17 protein-coding genes and 1 riboswitch are annotated in these 17,970 nt (G+C 40.9%); of the genes, 10 read left to right on the plus strand and 7 right to left on the minus strand.

What is annotated here, in order from left to right; genetic code table 11:
• Positions 1 to 3: 3 nt before the first annotated feature.
• A riboswitch (purine riboswitch) is annotated at positions 4 to 105 on the minus strand.
• A 143-nt stretch (positions 106 to 248) separates the two neighbouring features.
• The 3 genes from gatC to gatB are packed head-to-tail and all read left to right on the plus strand — an operon-like array spanning position 249 to position 3,454.
• The gene (gatC, locus tag ASC42_RS10160; RefSeq protein WP_055441653.1) at positions 249 to 539 is read left to right on the plus strand and encodes an Asp-tRNA(Asn)/Glu-tRNA(Gln) amidotransferase subunit GatC; all 291 of its coding nucleotides are present in this window, start codon (positions 249 to 251) and stop codon (positions 537 to 539) included.
• Positions 540 to 551: 12 nt separating this feature from the next.
• Positions 552 to 2,009 carry an Asp-tRNA(Asn)/Glu-tRNA(Gln) amidotransferase subunit GatA gene (gatA, locus tag ASC42_RS10165; protein ID WP_055441654.1) on the plus strand — a complete coding sequence of 486 codons (1,458 nt, stop codon included), beginning with the start codon at positions 552 to 554 and terminating at the stop codon, positions 2,007 to 2,009.
• 14 nt (positions 2,010 to 2,023) lie between these two features.
• The gene (gene gatB / locus ASC42_RS10170; protein WP_055441655.1) at positions 2,024 to 3,454 is read left to right on the plus strand and encodes an Asp-tRNA(Asn)/Glu-tRNA(Gln) amidotransferase subunit GatB; all 1,431 of its coding nucleotides are present in this window, start codon (positions 2,024 to 2,026) and stop codon (positions 3,452 to 3,454) included.
• A gap of 40 nt (positions 3,455 to 3,494) precedes the next feature.
• Here gatB and ASC42_RS10175 read toward each other — a convergent pair whose 3' ends face one another.
• A complete protein-coding gene (locus tag ASC42_RS10175; RefSeq protein ID WP_055441656.1) occupies positions 3,495 to 4,034 on the minus strand; it encodes a hypothetical protein in 540 nt (179 codons plus the stop codon).
• A 140-nt stretch (positions 4,035 to 4,174) separates the two neighbouring features.
• Between ASC42_RS10175 and ASC42_RS10180 the strand changes: the two genes are divergently transcribed.
• The 5 genes from ASC42_RS10180 to qoxD all read left to right on the plus strand — a co-directional run bounded on the left by ASC42_RS10180 (position 4,175) and on the right by qoxD (position 9,728).
• Positions 4,175 to 5,524 carry an aldehyde dehydrogenase gene (locus ASC42_RS10180; RefSeq protein WP_055441657.1) on the plus strand — a complete coding sequence of 450 codons (1,350 nt, stop codon included), beginning with the start codon at positions 4,175 to 4,177 and terminating at the stop codon, positions 5,522 to 5,524.
• A gap of 368 nt (positions 5,525 to 5,892) precedes the next feature.
• Complete coding sequence (qoxA, locus tag ASC42_RS10185) at positions 5,893 to 6,867, plus strand: cytochrome aa3 quinol oxidase subunit II (protein WP_055441658.1); 975 nt, start codon at positions 5,893 to 5,895, stop codon at positions 6,865 to 6,867.
• The gene (gene qoxB, locus ASC42_RS10190; protein ID WP_055441659.1) at positions 6,857 to 8,833 is read left to right on the plus strand and encodes a cytochrome aa3 quinol oxidase subunit I; all 1,977 of its coding nucleotides are present in this window, start codon (positions 6,857 to 6,859) and stop codon (positions 8,831 to 8,833) included. The genes qoxA and qoxB overlap by 11 nt, the downstream gene beginning before the upstream one ends.
• The gene (gene qoxC, locus ASC42_RS10195; RefSeq protein ID WP_032100978.1) at positions 8,823 to 9,428 is read left to right on the plus strand and encodes a cytochrome aa3 quinol oxidase subunit III; all 606 of its coding nucleotides are present in this window, start codon (positions 8,823 to 8,825) and stop codon (positions 9,426 to 9,428) included. The genes qoxB and qoxC overlap by 11 nt, the downstream gene beginning before the upstream one ends.
• Positions 9,429 to 9,728 carry a cytochrome aa3 quinol oxidase subunit IV gene (qoxD, locus tag ASC42_RS10200; protein WP_032100979.1) on the plus strand — a complete coding sequence of 100 codons (300 nt, stop codon included), beginning with the start codon at positions 9,429 to 9,431 and terminating at the stop codon, positions 9,726 to 9,728.
• A gap of 15 nt (positions 9,729 to 9,743) precedes the next feature.
• On the opposite strand, the gene pstA is transcribed toward qoxD, so the two are convergent.
• The 4 genes from pstA to ASC42_RS10220 form a co-directional block, all read right to left on the minus strand.
• A complete protein-coding gene (gene pstA, locus ASC42_RS10205) occupies positions 9,744 to 10,583 on the minus strand; it encodes a phosphate ABC transporter permease PstA (RefSeq protein WP_425339074.1) in 840 nt (279 codons plus the stop codon).
• A 76-nt stretch (positions 10,584 to 10,659) separates the two neighbouring features.
• On the minus strand, positions 10,660 to 11,580 hold the full coding sequence (gene pstC, locus ASC42_RS10210; protein ID WP_055441661.1) for a phosphate ABC transporter permease subunit PstC: 921 nt from the start codon (positions 11,578 to 11,580) through the stop codon (positions 10,660 to 10,662).
• Positions 11,581 to 11,641: 61 nt separating this feature from the next.
• Positions 11,642 to 12,514, minus strand: a complete 873-nt coding sequence (locus tag ASC42_RS10215) for a phosphate ABC transporter substrate-binding protein (protein ID WP_055441662.1) — start codon at positions 12,512 to 12,514, stop codon at positions 11,642 to 11,644.
• A 21-nt stretch (positions 12,515 to 12,535) separates the two neighbouring features.
• On the minus strand, positions 12,536 to 14,266 hold the full coding sequence (locus tag ASC42_RS10220) for a stalk domain-containing protein (RefSeq protein WP_055441663.1): 1,731 nt from the start codon (positions 14,264 to 14,266) through the stop codon (positions 12,536 to 12,538).
• Positions 14,267 to 14,465: 199 nt separating this feature from the next.
• Between ASC42_RS10220 and ASC42_RS10225 the strand changes: the two genes are divergently transcribed.
• On the plus strand, positions 14,466 to 15,974 hold the full coding sequence (locus ASC42_RS10225) for an HD domain-containing phosphohydrolase (RefSeq protein WP_055441664.1): 1,509 nt from the start codon (positions 14,466 to 14,468) through the stop codon (positions 15,972 to 15,974).
• A 66-nt stretch (positions 15,975 to 16,040) separates the two neighbouring features.
• Positions 16,041 to 16,730 (plus strand): hypothetical protein, encoded by a 690-nt coding sequence (locus tag ASC42_RS10230; protein ID WP_245191186.1) that lies wholly within the window; start codon positions 16,041 to 16,043, stop codon positions 16,728 to 16,730.
• Between the two features lie 40 nt (positions 16,731 to 16,770).
• Here ASC42_RS10230 and ASC42_RS10235 read toward each other — a convergent pair whose 3' ends face one another.
• The gene (locus ASC42_RS10235; RefSeq protein ID WP_055441665.1) at positions 16,771 to 17,403 is read right to left on the minus strand and encodes a PspA/IM30 family protein; all 633 of its coding nucleotides are present in this window, start codon (positions 17,401 to 17,403) and stop codon (positions 16,771 to 16,773) included.
• Entirely contained in the window at positions 17,404 to 17,895 is a 492-nt protein-coding gene (locus ASC42_RS10240; RefSeq protein WP_245191187.1) for a hypothetical protein, read from the minus strand.
• Positions 17,896 to 17,970: the final 75 nt, after the last annotated feature.

Below are 17,970 nucleotides of genomic sequence, written 5' to 3' on the forward strand. Positions count from 1 at the left end.
CTCGATACGAGGAGAAATCCCCGTAGTCAAACGATTTACGGTCGTTTGGTAGAAACTTTCGGACCATATTTCCGAAATTATACGAGTTGTTTTTTTAAAAATTTTTTTCATTCTACAACGTTCATCGTTTTTTCGTCAATGAATGATTTTTTCTGTAAGTAAAATGAATGGCAAATGTTGCTTCACTGCGCGAAAGTTTGGTATCATCATAGTATTGTGGAAGGTCGACAATATCGGAGGTGAAACATATGTCACGAATTTCAATCGAACAAGTAAAACACGTCGCGCATTTAGCACGTTTAGCGATTACAGAGGAAGAAGCAACAATGTTTGCGAAACAATTAGACGCCATTATTACGTTTGCGGAGCAGTTAAATGAGCTAGATACAGAAAACGTTCCGCCAACATCGCACGTATTAAATATGAAAAATGTGATGCGAGAAGATGTACCGACAGCTGGACTTCCGCTAGAAGACGTATTCAAAAATGCACCAGATCATCAAGATGGACAATTTCGTGTCCCAGCGATTTTAGAGTAAGGAGGGAAGAATATGTCATTGTTTGACTATCGCATATCTGAGTTACACAGTTTATTACATAAAAAAGAAATTTCTGTTTCGGATTTAGTGGATGAATCGTTTAAACGCATTCATGACGTAGAAGAAAAAGTACAAGCATTTTTAACGTTAAACGAAGAACAAGCGCGCGCGAAAGCAAAACAGTTAGATGAAAAATTAACTACGGAAAAGGAATTTGGTTTGCTTTTTGGCATGCCAATCGGCATTAAAGATAACATTGTGACAAAAGGGCTGCGCACAACGTGTGCCAGCAAAATTTTGTACAACTTCGACCCGATTTACGATGCAACGGTTGTAGAGCGTTTAAACGAAGCTGACGCAGTGACGATCGGAAAATTAAATATGGACGAGTTTGCGATGGGGTCGTCGACGGAGAACTCGGGCTTTCAACTCACGCGCAATCCGTGGGATTTAGAGCGTGTACCAGGCGGTTCTAGCGGCGGTTCAGCAGCGGCAGTGGCAGCAGGTGAAGTACCGTTTGCGCTCGGATCGGATACAGGTGGTTCGATTCGCCAACCAGCTGCGTTTTGCGGGGTTGTTGGGTTAAAACCGACGTATGGTCGTGTCTCGCGCTATGGGCTTGTTGCGTTTGCGTCTTCGCTTGACCAAATCGGTCCAATTACACGCACAGTGGAAGATAACGCATATTTACTACAAGTCATTTCTGGTTTAGATCCGATGGATTCGACATCAGCAAATGTCGATGTACCAGATTACGTTTCTGCCTTAACAGGTGACATTCAAGGTTTAAAAATTGCGGTGCCGAAAGAATATTTAGGCGAAGGTGTATCAGAAGAAGTTCGCCAATCTGTTCTTCAAGCGCTAAAAGTGTTAGAAAGCCTCGGTGCAACGTGGGAAGAAGTATCACTCCCTCATTCAAAATATGCGCTAGCAACATACTACTTATTAGCGTCTTCCGAAGCATCGGCAAACCTTGCTCGTTTTGACGGTGTGCGTTACGGCTATCGGACAGATAATGCGAAAAATTTAATGGAGATGTACAAGCAAACGCGTAGCGAAGGATTCGGTAATGAAGTGAAACGCCGCATTATGCTTGGAACGTTTGCATTAAGTTCAGGCTACTATGATGCGTACTACAAAAAAGCGCAAAAAGTACGGACGCTCATTAAACAAGACTTTGAAAACGTCTTTGAGAAATACGACGTCATTATCGGGCCAACAACGCCAACGCCAGCGTTTAAAATTGGTGAAAAAACGAGCGACCCATTAACGATGTACGCAAACGACATTTTAACGATCCCAGTGAACCTTGCCGGTGTTCCAGGTATTTCGATTCCGTGCGGATTTGTCAATGGCTTGCCTGTAGGACTTCAAATTATCGGCAAACATTTCGATGAAAGCACGATTTACCGCGTTGCTCATGCGTTCGAACAAGCAACAGACTATCATAAACAAAAACCAACGTTGTAAGGGGGGAATACGTAATGAATTTTGAAATCGTCATCGGACTTGAAGTGCACGTCGAGCTGAAAACGAAATCGAAAATTTTCTCAAGCAGTCCAAACGCATTCGGAGCGCCCCCAAACACACAAACGAGCGTCATTGATTTAGGGTACCCGGGCGTTCTTCCGGTGTTAAATAAACAAGCGGTCGAATATGCGATGAAAGCGGCGATGGCGTTAAACTGCGAAATCGCCACAGAAACGAAATTTGACCGAAAAAACTATTTTTATCCGGACAACCCGAAAGCGTACCAAATTTCACAGTACGATCAACCAATTGGACAAAACGGTTGGATTGAAATTGAAGTAAGCGGTAAAAAGAAAAAAATCGGCATTACGCGCATTCATTTAGAAGAAGATGCAGGGAAACTGACACATACAGGTGACGGCTATTCGTTAGTCGATTTCAACCGTCAAGGGACACCGCTCATTGAAATTGTCTCTGAGCCAGATATTCGCTCGCCAGAAGAGGCGTATGCGTATTTAGAAAAATTAAAGTCGATCATTCAATATACAGGTGTATCGGATTGTAAAATGGAAGAAGGATCGCTTCGTTGTGATGCGAACATTTCCCTTCGTCCAATTGGCTCAGACAAATTTGGAACGAAAACAGAATTGAAAAACTTAAACTCATTTAACTTCGTTCGCCAAGGATTAGAATACGAAGCGAAGCGCCAAGAGAAAATTTTATTGTCTGGTGGCGTCATCCAGCAAGAAACACGCCGTTTTGATGAAGCGACAAAAACAACGATTTTAATGCGCACAAAAGAAGGTTCGGAAGACTATCGCTACTTCCCAGAACCAGATTTAGTGATGCTTTATATTGATGATGAGTGGAAAGAACGCGTTCGCGCGTCTATTCCAGAGCTTCCGGATGCGCGCCAAAAACGGTATGTCGAAGAGCTTGGCTTGCCAGCATATGACGCAAAAGTATTAACGCTCACAAAAGAAATGGCGGACTTTTTTGAGGCAACGGTTGCGAACGGTGCAGATCCGAAACTTGCTTCCAACTGGCTGATGGTCGAAGTATCGGGCTACTTAAACGCAGAACAAAAAGAATTACATGACATTGCGTTAACGCCAGAAAGTCTTGCAGGCATGATTAAACTTATTCAAAACGGCACGATTTCGTCAAAAATTGCGAAGAAAATTTTTAAAGAGCTTGTGGAAAAAGGTGGCGATCCAGAGCAAATCGTTAAACAACAAGGGCTTGTGCAAATTTCTGACGAAGCAACGTTGCGCAACATTGTGTTAGAAGTGCTCGATGCGAATCCACAATCAATCGAAGACTTTAAAAACGGAAAAGACCGTGCGATCGGATTCTTAGTCGGTCAAATTATGAAAGCAACAAAAGGACAAGCCAACCCGCCGCTTGTCAATAAGCTATTGCTTGAAGAAATTAATAAACGATAAAAACAAAGCGGCATTGCCATCGGACAATGCCGCTTTATTTTTATAGGTGTACAAGCTTTTGTAAAGTGCTTTCGACTTTAAATACACGATTGTTTAATACTTGGATGCTCGATTGGTGGTCGGTGAGGGCAGGAAGTACTTTTTCTTCGAGTATGTTGGTTAAGCGGGTGATGGCTCCTTGCATGTTGTGGACATCGAGTGCATCGTATTTTGCGGCGAGCACCTCTTGACCGTGACGAACCGCTTCACAAATCGCTTTCGTTTCGAGTGTTCGTTCGTCGAGTAGTTGCACTTTTTCATCAAGCGCCTGCACTTTTTCATCAAGCGCCTGCACTTTTTCATCAAGCGCCTGCACTTTTTCATCAAGCGCCTGCACTTTTTCATCGAGCGCCTGAACTTTTCCGTCAAGTGCTTGAACTTTCCCATCGAGCGTTTGAACTTTCTCGTCAAGTGCTTGAACTTGTTGGCGTAAGGAAGACACTTCTTTTTCTAGCACATCCACTCGTTTTTCCAGCGATTCGACTTTTTCTCGTGTTGCTTTTACTTCATGGAGAATTTCGTATAGCAGCTGTTCTACCATTCCTTTCACCTCCTTTTCGTTTCCATTTTACACGAATCGACAGCGGATGACTAGCGAACGTTTTTCTGTTTTTATGATAGAGAATCAATGCCTAAACAAATAAAATAAATAGTAGATGAACAATGAGGTGGGTGAAATAAATGAACGAGTTGCTCAAGAAACAAAAACGCTATTTCCATACAGGAGAAACGCTTTCTCTTGATTTTCGTTTAAAACAATTAACACGACTAAAAGAAGCGATACAAAAATATGAACAGACAATTACCGATACGTTAAAAAAAGAGTTGCATAAATCATCGTTTGAAGCGTATACAACAGAAATCGGCATCGTTTATGAAGAGATTCGCTTTATCACGAAGCGACTGAGCGATTGGATGAAGCCACAACGTGTGCCGACGCCGTTGACGCACTTTGGGTCAAAAAGTTACATATATCCAGAGCCATATGGGGTCACTTTAATTATCTCGCCATGGAATTATCCGTTTCAGCTTGCGATGAGTCCACTTATCGGGGCGATTGCGGCAGGAAATTGTGCGGTAGTGAAACCGTCTGAATATACGCCAGAAATGTCGACGTTGCTGAAAACAATCATTTCAGAAGTGTTTCCAGAGGAGTATGTTGCTGTTGTGGAAGGAGGGGTAGACGTTAGCCAACAGCTGTTAGATTTGCGCTTTGATCATATTTTTTTCACAGGAAGTGTATCGGTCGGAAAAATCGTCATGGCAGCTGCTGCAAAGCATTTGACGCCTGTCACATTAGAACTCGGCGGAAAAAGTCCTGCGATCGTCGATGCTTCCGCGCATATTGATTTAGCTGCCAAGCGAATCGTATGGGGAAAATTTTTAAACGCCGGGCAAACGTGCATTGCTCCAGATTATGTGTTCGTCCATGCTTCTGTTAAATCTTTGTTGATTGAGCGAATGAAGCAGTATATAGAGCAGTTATATGGTCACAAAGATACATATAGTCGTATTGTTACTGTTCGTCATGCTGAACGGCTCGTTCGTTTTTTAACAAATGGTATCGTTGTACATGGTGGAACGTATGACATTGAGCAACGTTGGATTGAGCCGACGTTGCTAGACGATGTGACGTGGGACGATAACATTATGCAAGAAGAAATTTTTGGGCCGATATTGCCGATTCTTACGTTTGGGACGGTTGATGAAGCGATTCAAATGATCAACGACTACGAAAAGCCGCTTGCGCTTTATTTGTTTTCAGAAGATCGCGATGTGCAACAACAAGTATTACAGCAAGCTCGTTTCGGCGGTGGTTGTATAAATGATACGGTTGTACACGTTGCCAATCCTCATTTGCCTTTCGGTGGTGTTGGACAAAGCGGCATCGGTACATACCATGGGAAAGCAAGCTTTGATGCATTTACTCACTACAAAAGTGTGCTCAAACAAACAACGAAATTCGATATTCCTTTGCGTTATCCAAATTTTCCGAATGCTTTAAAATGGGTGCGGAAGTTATTGAAATGAAAAAATGTTCCCAACGGGGTACTTTTTGCTTTCGGACAATAATTTTGAACAAATTTCGAAAAAAATTTAACGAAAATGTGACAAGTTTTCAAACGGACATCCTATTTCTTTTTTTATTTCCATGTATTATACAAAAAACAGCACTTTTCTCGCTCATTTTTTGATGTCGAGAAAAGTTTTTTTCTTTTTGTCAACGATTTTTCTTTTTGGCCCCCCTCAATGCAGTTTCTTCCTTCTTTTTTTCGTCACAATTATTTTTACAATACATGTTAAAATCATTTCAATAGTGTTAATACTACAAAGTTCATTAATTCCATTCGTTGATCGAGGTGCCCAATGAATTACAATTTTTGTTGAGGTGAAGAAAGATGAAGCGTTTGTTTTCCTTATTGGTAGCTGGATTGCTTCCGCTTCTTGGCGGCTGTGAGATGGTCGTTTTCCAGCCACAAGGACCAGCTGCTCGAAGCATTACAGAGCTGATTAACTGGTCGATTTGGTGGATGCTTCTTGTCGTTGTCGTTGTATTTGCGTTGTTCGCTTATATCGTATGGAAATATCGCGATCGACCTGAGCGACAAGGAGAGGAGCCACCTGAGGAACACGGAAGTACGGTGCTTGAAATTGTATGGACAGTTATTCCTATTTTAATCGTTATTGCGTTAACGATTCCGACAGTTAGAACGTTATACGATTTAGAAAAGCCACCGAAAGGGTACGAAGATCAAGAGCCGCTTGTCATTCATGTCACGTCGGCAGATTGGAAATGGATTTTTAGCTACCCTGAACAAAATATTGAAACAGTAAACTATGTCAATATTCCAGCAAACCGACTTGTATTATTTAAAATGACTTCCGCATCGACAATGCAGTCGTTTTGGGTACCGGCGTTAGCTGGGCAAAAATATACGATGAACAAAATGGAAACAGAATTGTATGTCGTCGCGGATCGTCCAGGATCGTATGAAGGAAGAAATACGAACTTTAATGGACGTGGGTATGCGCATATGCAGTTTGAAGTGTTAGCGCAAACGCCAAAAGAGTTTGAAAAATGGGTACAAGAAGTAAAACAAAAGGCACCAAAATTAACGAAAGAACAATATGAAGAACTGTTGTTGCCGACACATTTAGGAAGGTTAACGTTTATAGGTACACATTTACAATGGGTAAACCATGCAGATCCGCATTCGAAGACGTACACAAATCCTGAACTGTATCGCGGTCATGGATATCAAGGGAAAATTTTTCCTCGTGAAGATAATTATAAATCTAGCTCATCATCGAATTGTAATGAAGAACAGCAAGCTTTAGAGAGTGATAGTGGGGGTGAACATCATGGGCATTAAGTGGAATGAAATATTTGTCGGAGGAGACCCGCTTCTTGTCGGTTCACAAATTGCGATCGTACTAACGGTTGTTGCGATTGTTGTTGGATTAACGTACTTTAAAAAATGGGGTTGGCTATGGCGCGAATGGCTAACGACCGTCGACCATAAAAAGATCGGGATTATGTACATTTTATCTGGTGTACTGATGTTTTTCCGCGGTGGAATGGACGGCTTGTTAATGAAGGCGCAAACGGCTCGACCAGAAATGAGCTTTTTAGATGCGCAGCATTACAACGAAATTTTTACAACGCATGGCGTGATTATGATTTTGTTTATGGCGATGCCATTTTTGATCGGTTTAATGAACGTTGTTGTCCCTTTGCAAATTGGAGCGCGCGATGTCGCGTTTCCGCAGTTGAACGCACTTAGTTTTTGGTTATTTTTTAGCGGAGCGATGTTATTTAACATTTCGTTCGTTGTTGGTGGCTCACCAGATGCAGGGTGGACATCGTATTTCCCGCTAGCTGGAAAAGAGTTTAGTCCAGGAATCGGAAACAACTACTATGCGATTGCGTTGCAAATTGCAGGGCTCGGTACGTTAATGACGGGGATTAACTTTATCGTCACAATTTTAAAAATGCGTGCCCCAGGCATGACATTAATGAAAATGCCGATGTTTACGTGGACGACGTTGATTACGTCCATTATCATCGTTGCTGCATTTCCGATTTTCACCGTTGCGTTAGCGTTAATGACGTTTGATCGCTTGTACGGAACACATTTCTTTACGCTTTCTTCAGGCGGAAGCGATATGCTTTGGGCAAACTTGTTCTGGCTTTGGGGCCATCCGGAAGTATATATTGTTATTTTGCCGGCGTTTGGAATTTTCTCTGAAGTCATTGCAACGTTTTCACGGAAGACGTTGTTCGGATATACATCGATGGTCATTTCTATTGTTGGTATTGCATTTTTAAGTATGATCGTATGGGTGCACCATTTTTACACGATGGATGCAGGTCCTGCGGTAAACTCATTTTTCTCGATTACAACGATGTTAATTGCGGTTCCGACCGGAGTGAAAATTTTTAACTGGCTGTTTACGATGCGAAAAGGACGCATTCAATTTACAACAGCGATGTTATGGGCGCTTGCCTTCGTGCCAAACTTTGTCATTGGTGGAGTGACCGGCGTCATGTTGGCGATGGCAGCAGCAGACTTTCAATACCATAACACGTTATTTTTAGTAGCTCACTTCCATTACGTATTAATTCCAGGTGTTGTGTTTGCGGTATTTGCAGGATTGTATTATTGGTGGCCAAAAATGTTTGGCTTTATGTTAAATGAAAAGCTTGGAAAATATCATTTTTGGCTATTTACAATCGGATTTAACGTGACGTTTATGCCGATGTTTTTCCTCGGTTTAAAAGGAGCCGTTCGTCGCGCTTATACGTATTCAGCAGAATCCGGCTTTGCGCCACTTTTCCTTGTATCTGCGATCGGCTCGATTATTTTAGCGATCGGTTTTGCGGTATTTTGTTATAACATTTATTGGAGCTTCCGTTATGCGAAGCGCAATGTGTCCCACGATCCATGGGATGCACGTACGCTTGAATGGATGACGGCATCGCCAGTACAGTTTTATAACTTTGCGGTCGTGCCAGAAGTGAAACAATTAGATGCGTTTTGGCATATGAAAAAACGTGGGGAAACGCTCACATTAAAAGAAAGCGACATCAAGAAAATTCATATGCCAAGCAACTCCGGATTGCCGTTTTATATGGCGGTTGTGTTTGGAATTACGGGTTTCTTCCTCGTCTTTGAAGCACATATCGCGGCAGCTGTTGCGGCAATTGGAATTGTCGTTGGGCTTATTATCCGTTCGTTTGATTACAATGACGGCTATTACGTAAGCGTCGATGAAATTAAACAAACCGAACGGACGTGGAGAAATGTAGAAGGGGGGACGGAAAACCATGTCGGCTAACGTCAATCATTCGCTTCCACTTGAATATCAAACTGAGCAAAACCGATTAAATATTTTAGGGTTTTGGATTTTTCTTGGAGCAGAAATTGTGCTATTTGCGACGTTGTTTGCCGTCTATGGCGTGTTAGGTCACCGCTATGCCGGTGGTCCAACGCCAAGCGACATCTTTAAGCTGAATGATGTGCTCATTGAAACGTTGTTGTTGTTGACAAGTAGCTTTACATGTGGTTTGGCAGTCTTTTTTATGCGACAACGTAATATGAAGCAACTGCTCGTTTGGTTTGTCATTACCCTTTTGTTAGGGGCGGGCTTTTTGTTTATGGAAATTCGTGAGTTTATTCATTACGTGCATGAAGGGGCAACGATGCAAACGAGCGCGTTTTTATCAAGCTTTTTCGTGTTGCTTGGTACGCACGGTGCGCACGTGACGTTCGGGATCATTTGGGCAGTGATGCTTATTATTCAGCTTCTTCAACGCGGTTTGACGCCAGTTACTGCAAGAAAAATGTTTATCATTAGTTTATACTGGCATTTCCTTGATGTCGTCTGGATTTTCATTTTCACATTTGTGTATTTAAAAGGGATGGTGGGGTAAATGGAGCATAAAAGCAAATATCCCGTTAGCCACGTTGTTGGATTTTTATTTTCGCTCATTTTAACATTCGTTGCAGTATTTGTGGCGTTGAAAATGAACGTATCGTATACAATTGTTATGTGGATTATCGGTTCACTGGCCATCATTCAAGCTGGATTGCAACTATTTATGTTTATGCACGTGACAGAAGGAGAAGACGGAAAAACAAACGTCATTAATATGGCTTATGCGGTGTTTGTCGCGATCGTCATTGTCGCAGGGTCGATTTGGGTATTAACATCCGGACATGCCGCGCATTAACATAAAACCCCTCGCTTAACTTTTGCGAGGGGTTGCTTTTATTTTTGTAATTAGTGTTTGAATCCAAAGTGGGAAGCGAACAGTAAAGCTAATGATTAATACGATGAGAACAAGAATAGCTGCAGATTTTTCAGCGATTTCTGTTGCATCTGGTACGAGTGCTTCGGATTGTACGTACCATAAGTGAACAGGAAGTGTACCACCTTGCGATAACAAGTTGAAATCCCACATAAAGCCAGATGTCGATGTTCCTCCTGCTAAAATAATGATGGCAGATTCACCAAATGCACGACATGCAACGAGGCTAATACCCGTTAAAATTCCGTTTAGCGCAGCAGGAAGGACAACTTTTAATATTGTTTGCGACTTTGTCGCCCCAAGAGCGAGAGATGCTTCTCGAATGTCTTGCGGCACGGCTTGGATAGCTTCTTCTGTGACGCGGGCTAGTACGGGTAAATTTAATAAAGCAAGCGTAACTGCAGCACCAATGATCGTCAAGCCAATACCGACATATTCGACAAACAATACATAACCAAACAAACCGAAAACGATTGAAGGAACAGATGCTAAACTTTCAACAGACGTGCGCACAAACTCTGTAAAACGATTGTTCGGCGCATATTCTGCGAGAAAAATGCCGGCTCCAATGCCAATAGGTAATGAAAGGATGAGAGATAAAATAAGAACGTAAAAAGAATTGAATAAAAATGGTCCGACACCGCCACCAGCTTCTAGTTCGTTCGGTAATGTGAATAAAAAATCAAGCGATAGTTTCGGCAGTCCTTTCACTAAGATTGTGTATAGCAATCCGATAATTAAAATAAATGTTGATACTGTAATCATGCCAACGAACATATGAAACAAGCGATTTGTGTAAATGGCGCTTGCGATTGCTTTACGATGACTATGAAACAATGACTCTCTCATTATGTTACTCTCCCTTTGGACGAAGTTGACGAATAATAATAATTAATACAAGAGAAATAAACAACAATAAAAACGCCATCATATATAATGCATAGTTCCATGTTGAATCAAATTGAACGTTTGTAATTTGCATCACGATGTTGCTCGTTAACACTGATGTCGGCGTGAGTAGATCCCAACCGAACTGTGCAGTATTTCCAATGACCATCACAACAGCCATCGTTTCACCGATTGCCCGTGTCATACCTAAAATAATTGCCGTTAAAATGCCTGGGCGAGCGGCAGGAAGAACGATACGTGTAATCACTTGAAGTTTTGTGCTTCCAAGTGCATAGCCTGCTTCGCGCAAATGTTGTGGCACTGCGCAAATGGCGTCATCGCTAATACGAGCAACAGTCGGTAAAACCATCATCGTTAACACGAGAGCAGCAGCGAAGAAACCATCGCCAACAAGTGTGCCCGTTGTCTCACGAATGAATGGAATTAAGATTGTTAAACCTAAAAATCCATATACAATGGAAGGAATGCCGACTAGCAAATCTAACATTGGACGCATAATATTTTTTAGCCAATTTGGCGCCATTTCAGCAATAAAAATAGCAATAGCTAAAGCAATTGGCGTGCACATGATCAACGTTAAAAATGTTAAATATAACGTCCCAGCAATAAAAACAGCTGCCCCATATTTTTCTTCAAACGGCTCCCACGTAGCGGAAAAAAAGAACTCTTTCCACGAGACGTCTTTAAATACGAGAAACCCCGTTTGGCTAATAAAAATGACGATCGAAAAAAGAGCAACACCTAAAGAGAGCGCACTTACTAAACAAGCGTAGCGAAAGGCGTTATTTTTCATATACTTGATGCGCCATTGTTTTGTTTTCGTTTGCTCATGTTGGATGCGAACATGTTCCGCAGGTAACGCCATATTGTTTCCTCCTCGTTTATCATATAAAGAACAGCCTCCTCATAAGGAGGCTGCAAATATGTTATTTTTTCATTGCTGTAATTGGGATGAATTTTAATTTTTTCAACGAACCTTGTTGGAACTTTTTGCTTTGGATAAAGTCGATAAATGCTTTATTTGCTCCAGTAGCAGGACCTTTTGTTAGCAAGTAGCCATAGCCCCAAACTGGATATTTTCCGTTCATGACGTTTGTTACTGTTGCATCTACACCGTTGTAGGCTACCGCTTTAATGTTTCCTTTAATGTACGCAAGGTCTGTGTATCCAATGGCATTTGGTGTAGTTTCCACCGCTTTAATCATGTTTCCGTTTGAAGATACTTCTTTATAGTTTTCACCTTGTGTCATAAATGAAGAGCCTTTTAATGCTTTCATTTGATAGTTTACACGCGTCCCTGAACCGTGTGCGCGGTTGACGACAATAATTGGTTCATCTTTTCCGCCAACTTCTTTCCAGTTTTTAATTTTTCCTGCGAAAATATCTTGTAATTGTTTCGTTGTTAAATTTGTTACAGGGTTGTCTTTATGAACGATCGTTGCAAATGGAATAACCGCAATCGGGTAGGCGTTTAAACCTTGAAATGCACTAAAGCCAGGTACAGGTTTCGTTGCATCCCAGTCACAAGCACCGATTGTTGCTGAACCTTTTGAAACAGATTGTGGTCCAACGATAGATGATGTACCGGATACAGAGATTGCTACTTTTGGATTTGCCTTTTTAAATTCTTTTGCTGCTTGTTGGGTTAGTGGAAGTAATGCCGATGAGCCAGCGACGACAATTTTCCCCTTTTGTTGAGCAGCTTCTGTTTTTTCTGTTACTGTAAGCGAAGAGCCGAATAATAAACTAGAAGATAATGCAATAAGAGAGAACTTTTTAATAAATGATTTTAAATTCATGATTTTCACCTCTTACAAAATTTATTTTGTGATATCAATTAATCGATTGTTTATGATAACAGCAATTTTTTCTCCTTCATCTGTTGGAATAGTTACAGCGATGTCATTACTGAATGGAGAAGGAGAAATAGATGTTATTGTTGTTTTTGTATTAAAAATGCGTGTCCATTGTGTTTGTGGTGCTGTAGCACGATAAATAGAATAAGATCCGTTTTTCTCTTCTACTAACACAAATACGATATTTCCTTTTGTTGCAACGTAAGTAATGTTCATGTTTGTTGCCATGTTTTGTTCTGTGCCAGCAACAATGGCTTTTAATACAGGAAGCGTGTTTTCATCGTCTGGATTAGCACTTAAATAAACAATCGTATCGCCAGCAAAGGACGAGAATGTTTTATTATTTGTATCTGTTGTTACAGCTGTTGGTTTTTTATCCGCTGTTGTTAAATCAACAACATATAATTGTGGTTCTGTGCCCGTTGTATCGATTGTATCAATTTCTGTTTTCGAATCATCGGTATAGTTTGCCTTTGCTTCTTTTGCGGCTGTGTATATAATTTTTTTTCCGTCAGCCGATAGACGAAGGTCAGATTTGTATTTCACTTTATCGTTAACGATTTCTGTCATCGCACCAGTTTGAACATTCATAGAAGCGATAATATCACTACTACTTCCTTTAAAGAAGTAAATGAGCGAACCATCTGGTGACCATGTCAGTTCTACTTTTATATCATCATCTGTACCGACAGGCATCGTTTTCTTTGTTGCTAGGTCGACAATGAATAATTGACCGTTATCGTCTACATATGCACCTTTCTTCTTATCTGGTGATAACGCAAGATCTCCACTTGCGATTGTTGCGATGACTTTGCGAGATGGAACATGTACAATTTTTGACACAGGTTCATCGTTTTCGTTTGTGACGATCATGTATTCGTTGCTTAACCATTGAGGATTAAAGTTTGTTCCTTTTAAAAATCCGTTTGTCGCGATAAATAACGGACTTCCATGCTCGATTTCGCCACCTAATTTTGTTACGACACCGTGCAAGTCAGCGTAGAAGTTTCCATTTACTTTGACTAGGGATGAACCTTGTTGATGAAGAAGAAGAGTAGCTTTTTTACTTTTTCCGCTTAATGTGATAGATTTTGTTTTTCCATCGACATTCATTGCGACCCCGAACGCTTTTGCGATATCAGAGAGAGAATAAAGTGTTTTTTGTCCCATCGCTATAGCATTTAACTGAGTCGGTTGTCCATCAACTGCAACGGTTACTTTTTTTGTTTGTACATTTCCGTTTGTCGAAAGAAGAATAGGGCTAGCATTTGTTTGTAACTGTCCTTCGAACGCTTGAACGATCGTCACAGCTGGAACGTATAAGACGTTGTTTACCGTTTTAGGTGCTACGTTCATCGTTACTTTTTTACCATTAATGACGGCAACTTTGTCATTTGCTTTTACTTGAACAACCGTTCCTTTTTTCGTTAGCTTGTACATTTTTGTTTTTTTGTCGTGGGAATATGTAGCCCCGAGTAATTTGGCGATTTCAGGAGCAGCTACAATCCAGTTCCCACCAGAAACGGTCGTCGCAGAAATAGAAACTACCGTCCCGTTTACACTCCAGTTTGTTTTTTGGATAGTTTGTTTTTGGACAGCCTTTGCTTCTGCTTTCCATTCGGTCGCGGGAATAAGCGGAGAAGCGAGGACAGCTGATGCGATCAGCGTATGTGCGAGCACTTTCTTCACGGACATTTTTTTCCCTCCTAGGTTTGTATATCAACAACGCCTATTATAGAAGGGCAATGTTAACCTTGTTTAATATTTTTGTAGACTTTGTAAATACAATGTTTGATTTTTTAGAAATTTTTATTAATGAATTGTAAAGGAATGTATGTCTCGTAATTTATCACATTCTTGTTATAATGAAAAAGAATAGGGAGGAGGGATGGGTATGCGTATATATGATGAAACATTAAAAAAGTTGTTTATCAATTATACGATTGGTTCGATTTTAGCCGTTGTCGGCGTTGGTAGCACGTTAATGGTAATGGCGCTAAACATTCGGCAAGTAGACTTACTCATGTTGTTGCTTATTCAGTTTTTTTCTTTTTGTATTATGTTGTTTATCGAATATCGTGCCTTTCAAAAAGATATTTACCCAATTCGTCTCGTTTTTTCTGAAACGAAAGTAACAGAAGAACAGTTTTATTGGGCGTTGGTTCAAGCAAAAAGATTTCCGCTACTTACAGTCAAGCGGATTGCGCTCCCACATTTTTTAGGACTTTCGATTCCAGCTGTTGGGATGACCCTTTCACTTATTTTTATCGATGTGCTGCACATTCCGTATATGTATGTTGTTTATGCTTTATTTGGTGCATTGCTTATTGCGATGCTTCATGCGATGATTGAGTTTTTTTTAACGTTGCGCACGATGCGTCCGCTTATTCATGACATGATGCAAATGGGAAGAATGCACGGATTTCATGAAGCGATCCGAGCGACAAACGTCGTATATGTGCCGATGAAAGTAAAAATTGGGTTAAGTGTGTTATTTATCGGTATTTTCCCGGTTTTATTATTTGTGTTAGCGACTGAAGTGAAATGGTTTGCTGAAGGGAAAAACACTTTTTCAGGTTATTGGACGTGGACGATTGTCGTATTAGTCATTTCCATTTTGTTCTCTTTATTTGCGGCCCGCGTCTTGTCTGAAGATGTGGAACGAAGCATTGAAGATTTGCTTCAATACATGAGTCGCGTACAAAAAAAAGAATACGAATTGATGTGCGATAATGTTTATATTGATGAATTTTCCGAGCTCACAAATGGCTTTAACCATATGGTCGATGCGATCGTTGAACGAGATGAGAAAAATAAGCAATTATTAAATAGTTTTATTTCAGTTATGACAACCGCGCTCGATGCGCGCGATGAATATACAGCTGGTCATTCGCAGCGCGTTGCCGTATATGCTGTAGAAATTGGTAAGAGGCTGGGGATGACAGTTGAGCAACTTACGCGTTTATATCGTTCTGCTATTTTGCATGATATCGGAAAAATCGGTATCCCTGATCATATCTTATTGAAAGACGGAAAGTTGACTGATGACGAATTTGCATGGATTAAAAAGCATCCGGTACTCGGTGAAAATATTATTCGACAAGTACAGCCGATTGAAGAAGTGCAAGATTTGCTTCCAGGCATCCGGTCGCACCATGAACGAATAGACGGAAAAGGGTATCCAGATGGCTTAAAAGGGGAGAACATTCCGCTATTTGGACGTATTATTGCGGTGGCAGATGCGTTTGATGCGATGACATCTGATCGTCCATACCGAAAAGGGATGAACGTAGAAAAAGCGATTTCGATTTTGTTAGAAGGTCGAGGCACGCAATGGGATGCCCAAATGGTCGATTGTTTTATCGCATTTCTCCAAGAGAGAGAACGAGAAAAAGTGAGTTAGATGCCTGTATGATGGCATCTATTTTTGTTTGTAGGTGATATACTAAAAGAAAAAGGATGTGAGATTGTGAAACGATTGATTGTAGCGTTTATCATTTTACTTGCGGGCTGTACAGTTCAACAAGACCAATCGAATGTTAAACAGTTAGAACAAGCAATTACAAAACAGCAAACGACCATTGAACAACTACAAAAGAAAAATAAACAGCTTCAACAAGAAAATAAGCAATTAAAAACCAAGGCAAAACAAGTCCATTCATCTTCTCTCTTATCTGTTGCTTTAGATGTCGTGAATGCGCTAAAAAACCACGATATGAATACGCTTGCAGCTTACGTCCACTCCACAGCTGGAGTACGTTTCAGTCCGTATGGTCATATTGATGTCCAACATGATTTACAGTTTTCAGCATCTCAACTTCCTTCCCTTTGGTCCTCAACCCAAGTATATCAATGGGGAGTGTATGACGGTTCAGGTGATCCAATTCAGCTCACGTTTCAAGACTATTTCGACCGCTTCGTCTATGATGTTGATTTTGCTAATCCGCATATGATCGGTAACAATGTTGTTGTCGGCGAAGGGAATATGATTAATAACATTCAGCAAGTATATGTAAATAGCTCCTTCGTTGAATTTCATTTTACGGGCTTTGATCCACAATATAGTGGCATGGATTGGCGGAGTTTGCGTCTTGTTTTTGAACAAGAAAACGGTCAATGGAAACTTGTCGGCATCATTCATGATGAATGGACGACATAGAGAAGATGAGGGTGTCCTTGATTTCGGACACCCTTCATTTTTATTTCTCTTTTAGTTGTTTTAACTGTTGTTCGACTTCAGCGTCAAACGATTGAGAAGGCATCGTTTGAATGACAGATCGTGCTTTTGTTTCTGCTTCAAGTAACATCACTTTTTCTTCCATGCGTGCAAAGCCTTTTACGACATGGTCATAACGGAAAGACGTCATCGCTTCATCCATTTGTTTCATCGCTTCCGCCACATAAAAGCGCGTCATGAGCTGCATTTGTTTTACTTTTAATTGTTCATATGTTTCGTACAATTGTTTCACTTTTTCTGTTAAAGCAGTTGTTTTTTCTTTTAATGTATTGTATTGTTGCGTATATAGTTCTACTTTTTTTTCATAGGCGATTTTTTCTTGGAGAGCCATTTTTGCGATTGGCTCTTCATTTTTTTCAACGGCTAGTTTTGCTTGACGAGCCCGTTTTTCAATCATTTCTTTCGCATCTGCGATGAGACGCTCATATTTTTGTTCTAACATAAATTGGTGTGCAAGTGCTTGTTGTGCTTTTTCAAGTTGCTCTTCTAGTTCACGAATGTATTGCTTTGTCATGCGAATTGGATCTTCACATTTGTCGATCATATGATGCAAATCAGCGAGGACGACATGCTTGACGCGTTTCAAAATGCCCATTTATTTTTCCTCCTTTTGTATTGTTTTTTCCCATTCATCTAAAAAGCTATGGTTTTGAATTGGTGAGACAAATGGTTCAAATTCAGGTGTCGGCTTCGTTTTGTCTCTCAGTAAAACGTACGCTGCAATGATCGCTAAAACGGCAAGCAACGCTTTTGGTAAAAGCGCAACGAGACCAATCGCCATCAGCGCACCGCCAATCCATTTACCGGGACCTTTCGTCGCTTTCCAAATAACCCATCCGATGACCAGAAATGCGAGTTGAATGAGGAAAGACATCCATCCGAACATCGGCATGCTGTGTGGTCGCATCATTTGTGGACCATGGTGACCGAATGCTCGATGATGTTTTCCCATTTCCATCATGTGTGCTTCTGGCATGCGTCCGCTCCAACCGATGTGCATGAAATAGGTGGCCATGTGCGCCAATATGGCGACAACGATCACCCCGCCTAACAAGAAGAAAACGGTCCGCTTTTTCAATTTTTCCACCTCCTTTGTCATTTACAGTTTGAATTGTACAAGCGAAAAGAGAAAATTAGGTGAAAAAGAAAAAAACGTGCCACA

Source organism: Anoxybacillus suryakundensis, from assembly GCF_001418025.1.
Taxonomy (GTDB): Bacteria; Bacillota; Bacilli; order Bacillales; family Anoxybacillaceae; genus Anoxybacillus; species Anoxybacillus tengchongensis.

Bases quoted from the DNA above. Each gene is read 5' to 3' on its own strand.
- qoxC (WP_032100978.1), top strand. From the start codon at position 8,823: ATGTCGGCTAACGTCAATCATTCGCTTCCACTTGAATATCAAACTGAG.
- ASC42_RS10180 (WP_055441657.1), top strand. From the start codon at position 4,175: ATGAACGAGTTGCTCAAGAAACAAAAACGCTATTTCCATACAGGAGAA.
- ASC42_RS10215 (WP_055441662.1), bottom strand. From the start codon at position 12,514: ATGAATTTAAAATCATTTATTAAAAAGTTCTCTCTTATTGCATTATCT.
- gatB (WP_055441655.1), top strand. From the start codon at position 2,024: ATGAATTTTGAAATCGTCATCGGACTTGAAGTGCACGTCGAGCTGAAA.
- pstA (WP_425339074.1), bottom strand. From the start codon at position 10,583: ATGTTCGTTGGCATGATTACAGTATCAACATTTATTTTAATTATCGGA.
- gatA (WP_055441654.1), top strand. From the start codon at position 552: ATGTCATTGTTTGACTATCGCATATCTGAGTTACACAGTTTATTACAT.
- ASC42_RS10225 (WP_055441664.1), top strand. From the start codon at position 14,466: ATGCGTATATATGATGAAACATTAAAAAAGTTGTTTATCAATTATACG.
- gatC (WP_055441653.1), top strand. From the start codon at position 249: ATGTCACGAATTTCAATCGAACAAGTAAAACACGTCGCGCATTTAGCA.
- qoxA (WP_055441658.1), top strand. From the start codon at position 5,893: ATGAAGCGTTTGTTTTCCTTATTGGTAGCTGGATTGCTTCCGCTTCTT.
- ASC42_RS10235 (WP_055441665.1), bottom strand. From the start codon at position 17,403: ATGGGCATTTTGAAACGCGTCAAGCATGTCGTCCTCGCTGATTTGCAT.
- ASC42_RS10175 (WP_055441656.1), bottom strand. From the start codon at position 4,034: ATGGTAGAACAGCTGCTATACGAAATTCTCCATGAAGTAAAAGCAACA.
- qoxD (WP_032100979.1), top strand. From the start codon at position 9,429: ATGGAGCATAAAAGCAAATATCCCGTTAGCCACGTTGTTGGATTTTTA.
- pstC (WP_055441661.1), bottom strand. From the start codon at position 11,580: ATGGCGTTACCTGCGGAACATGTTCGCATCCAACATGAGCAAACGAAA.
- qoxB (WP_055441659.1), top strand. From the start codon at position 6,857: ATGGGCATTAAGTGGAATGAAATATTTGTCGGAGGAGACCCGCTTCTT.
- ASC42_RS10220 (WP_055441663.1), bottom strand. From the start codon at position 14,266: ATGTCCGTGAAGAAAGTGCTCGCACATACGCTGATCGCATCAGCTGTC.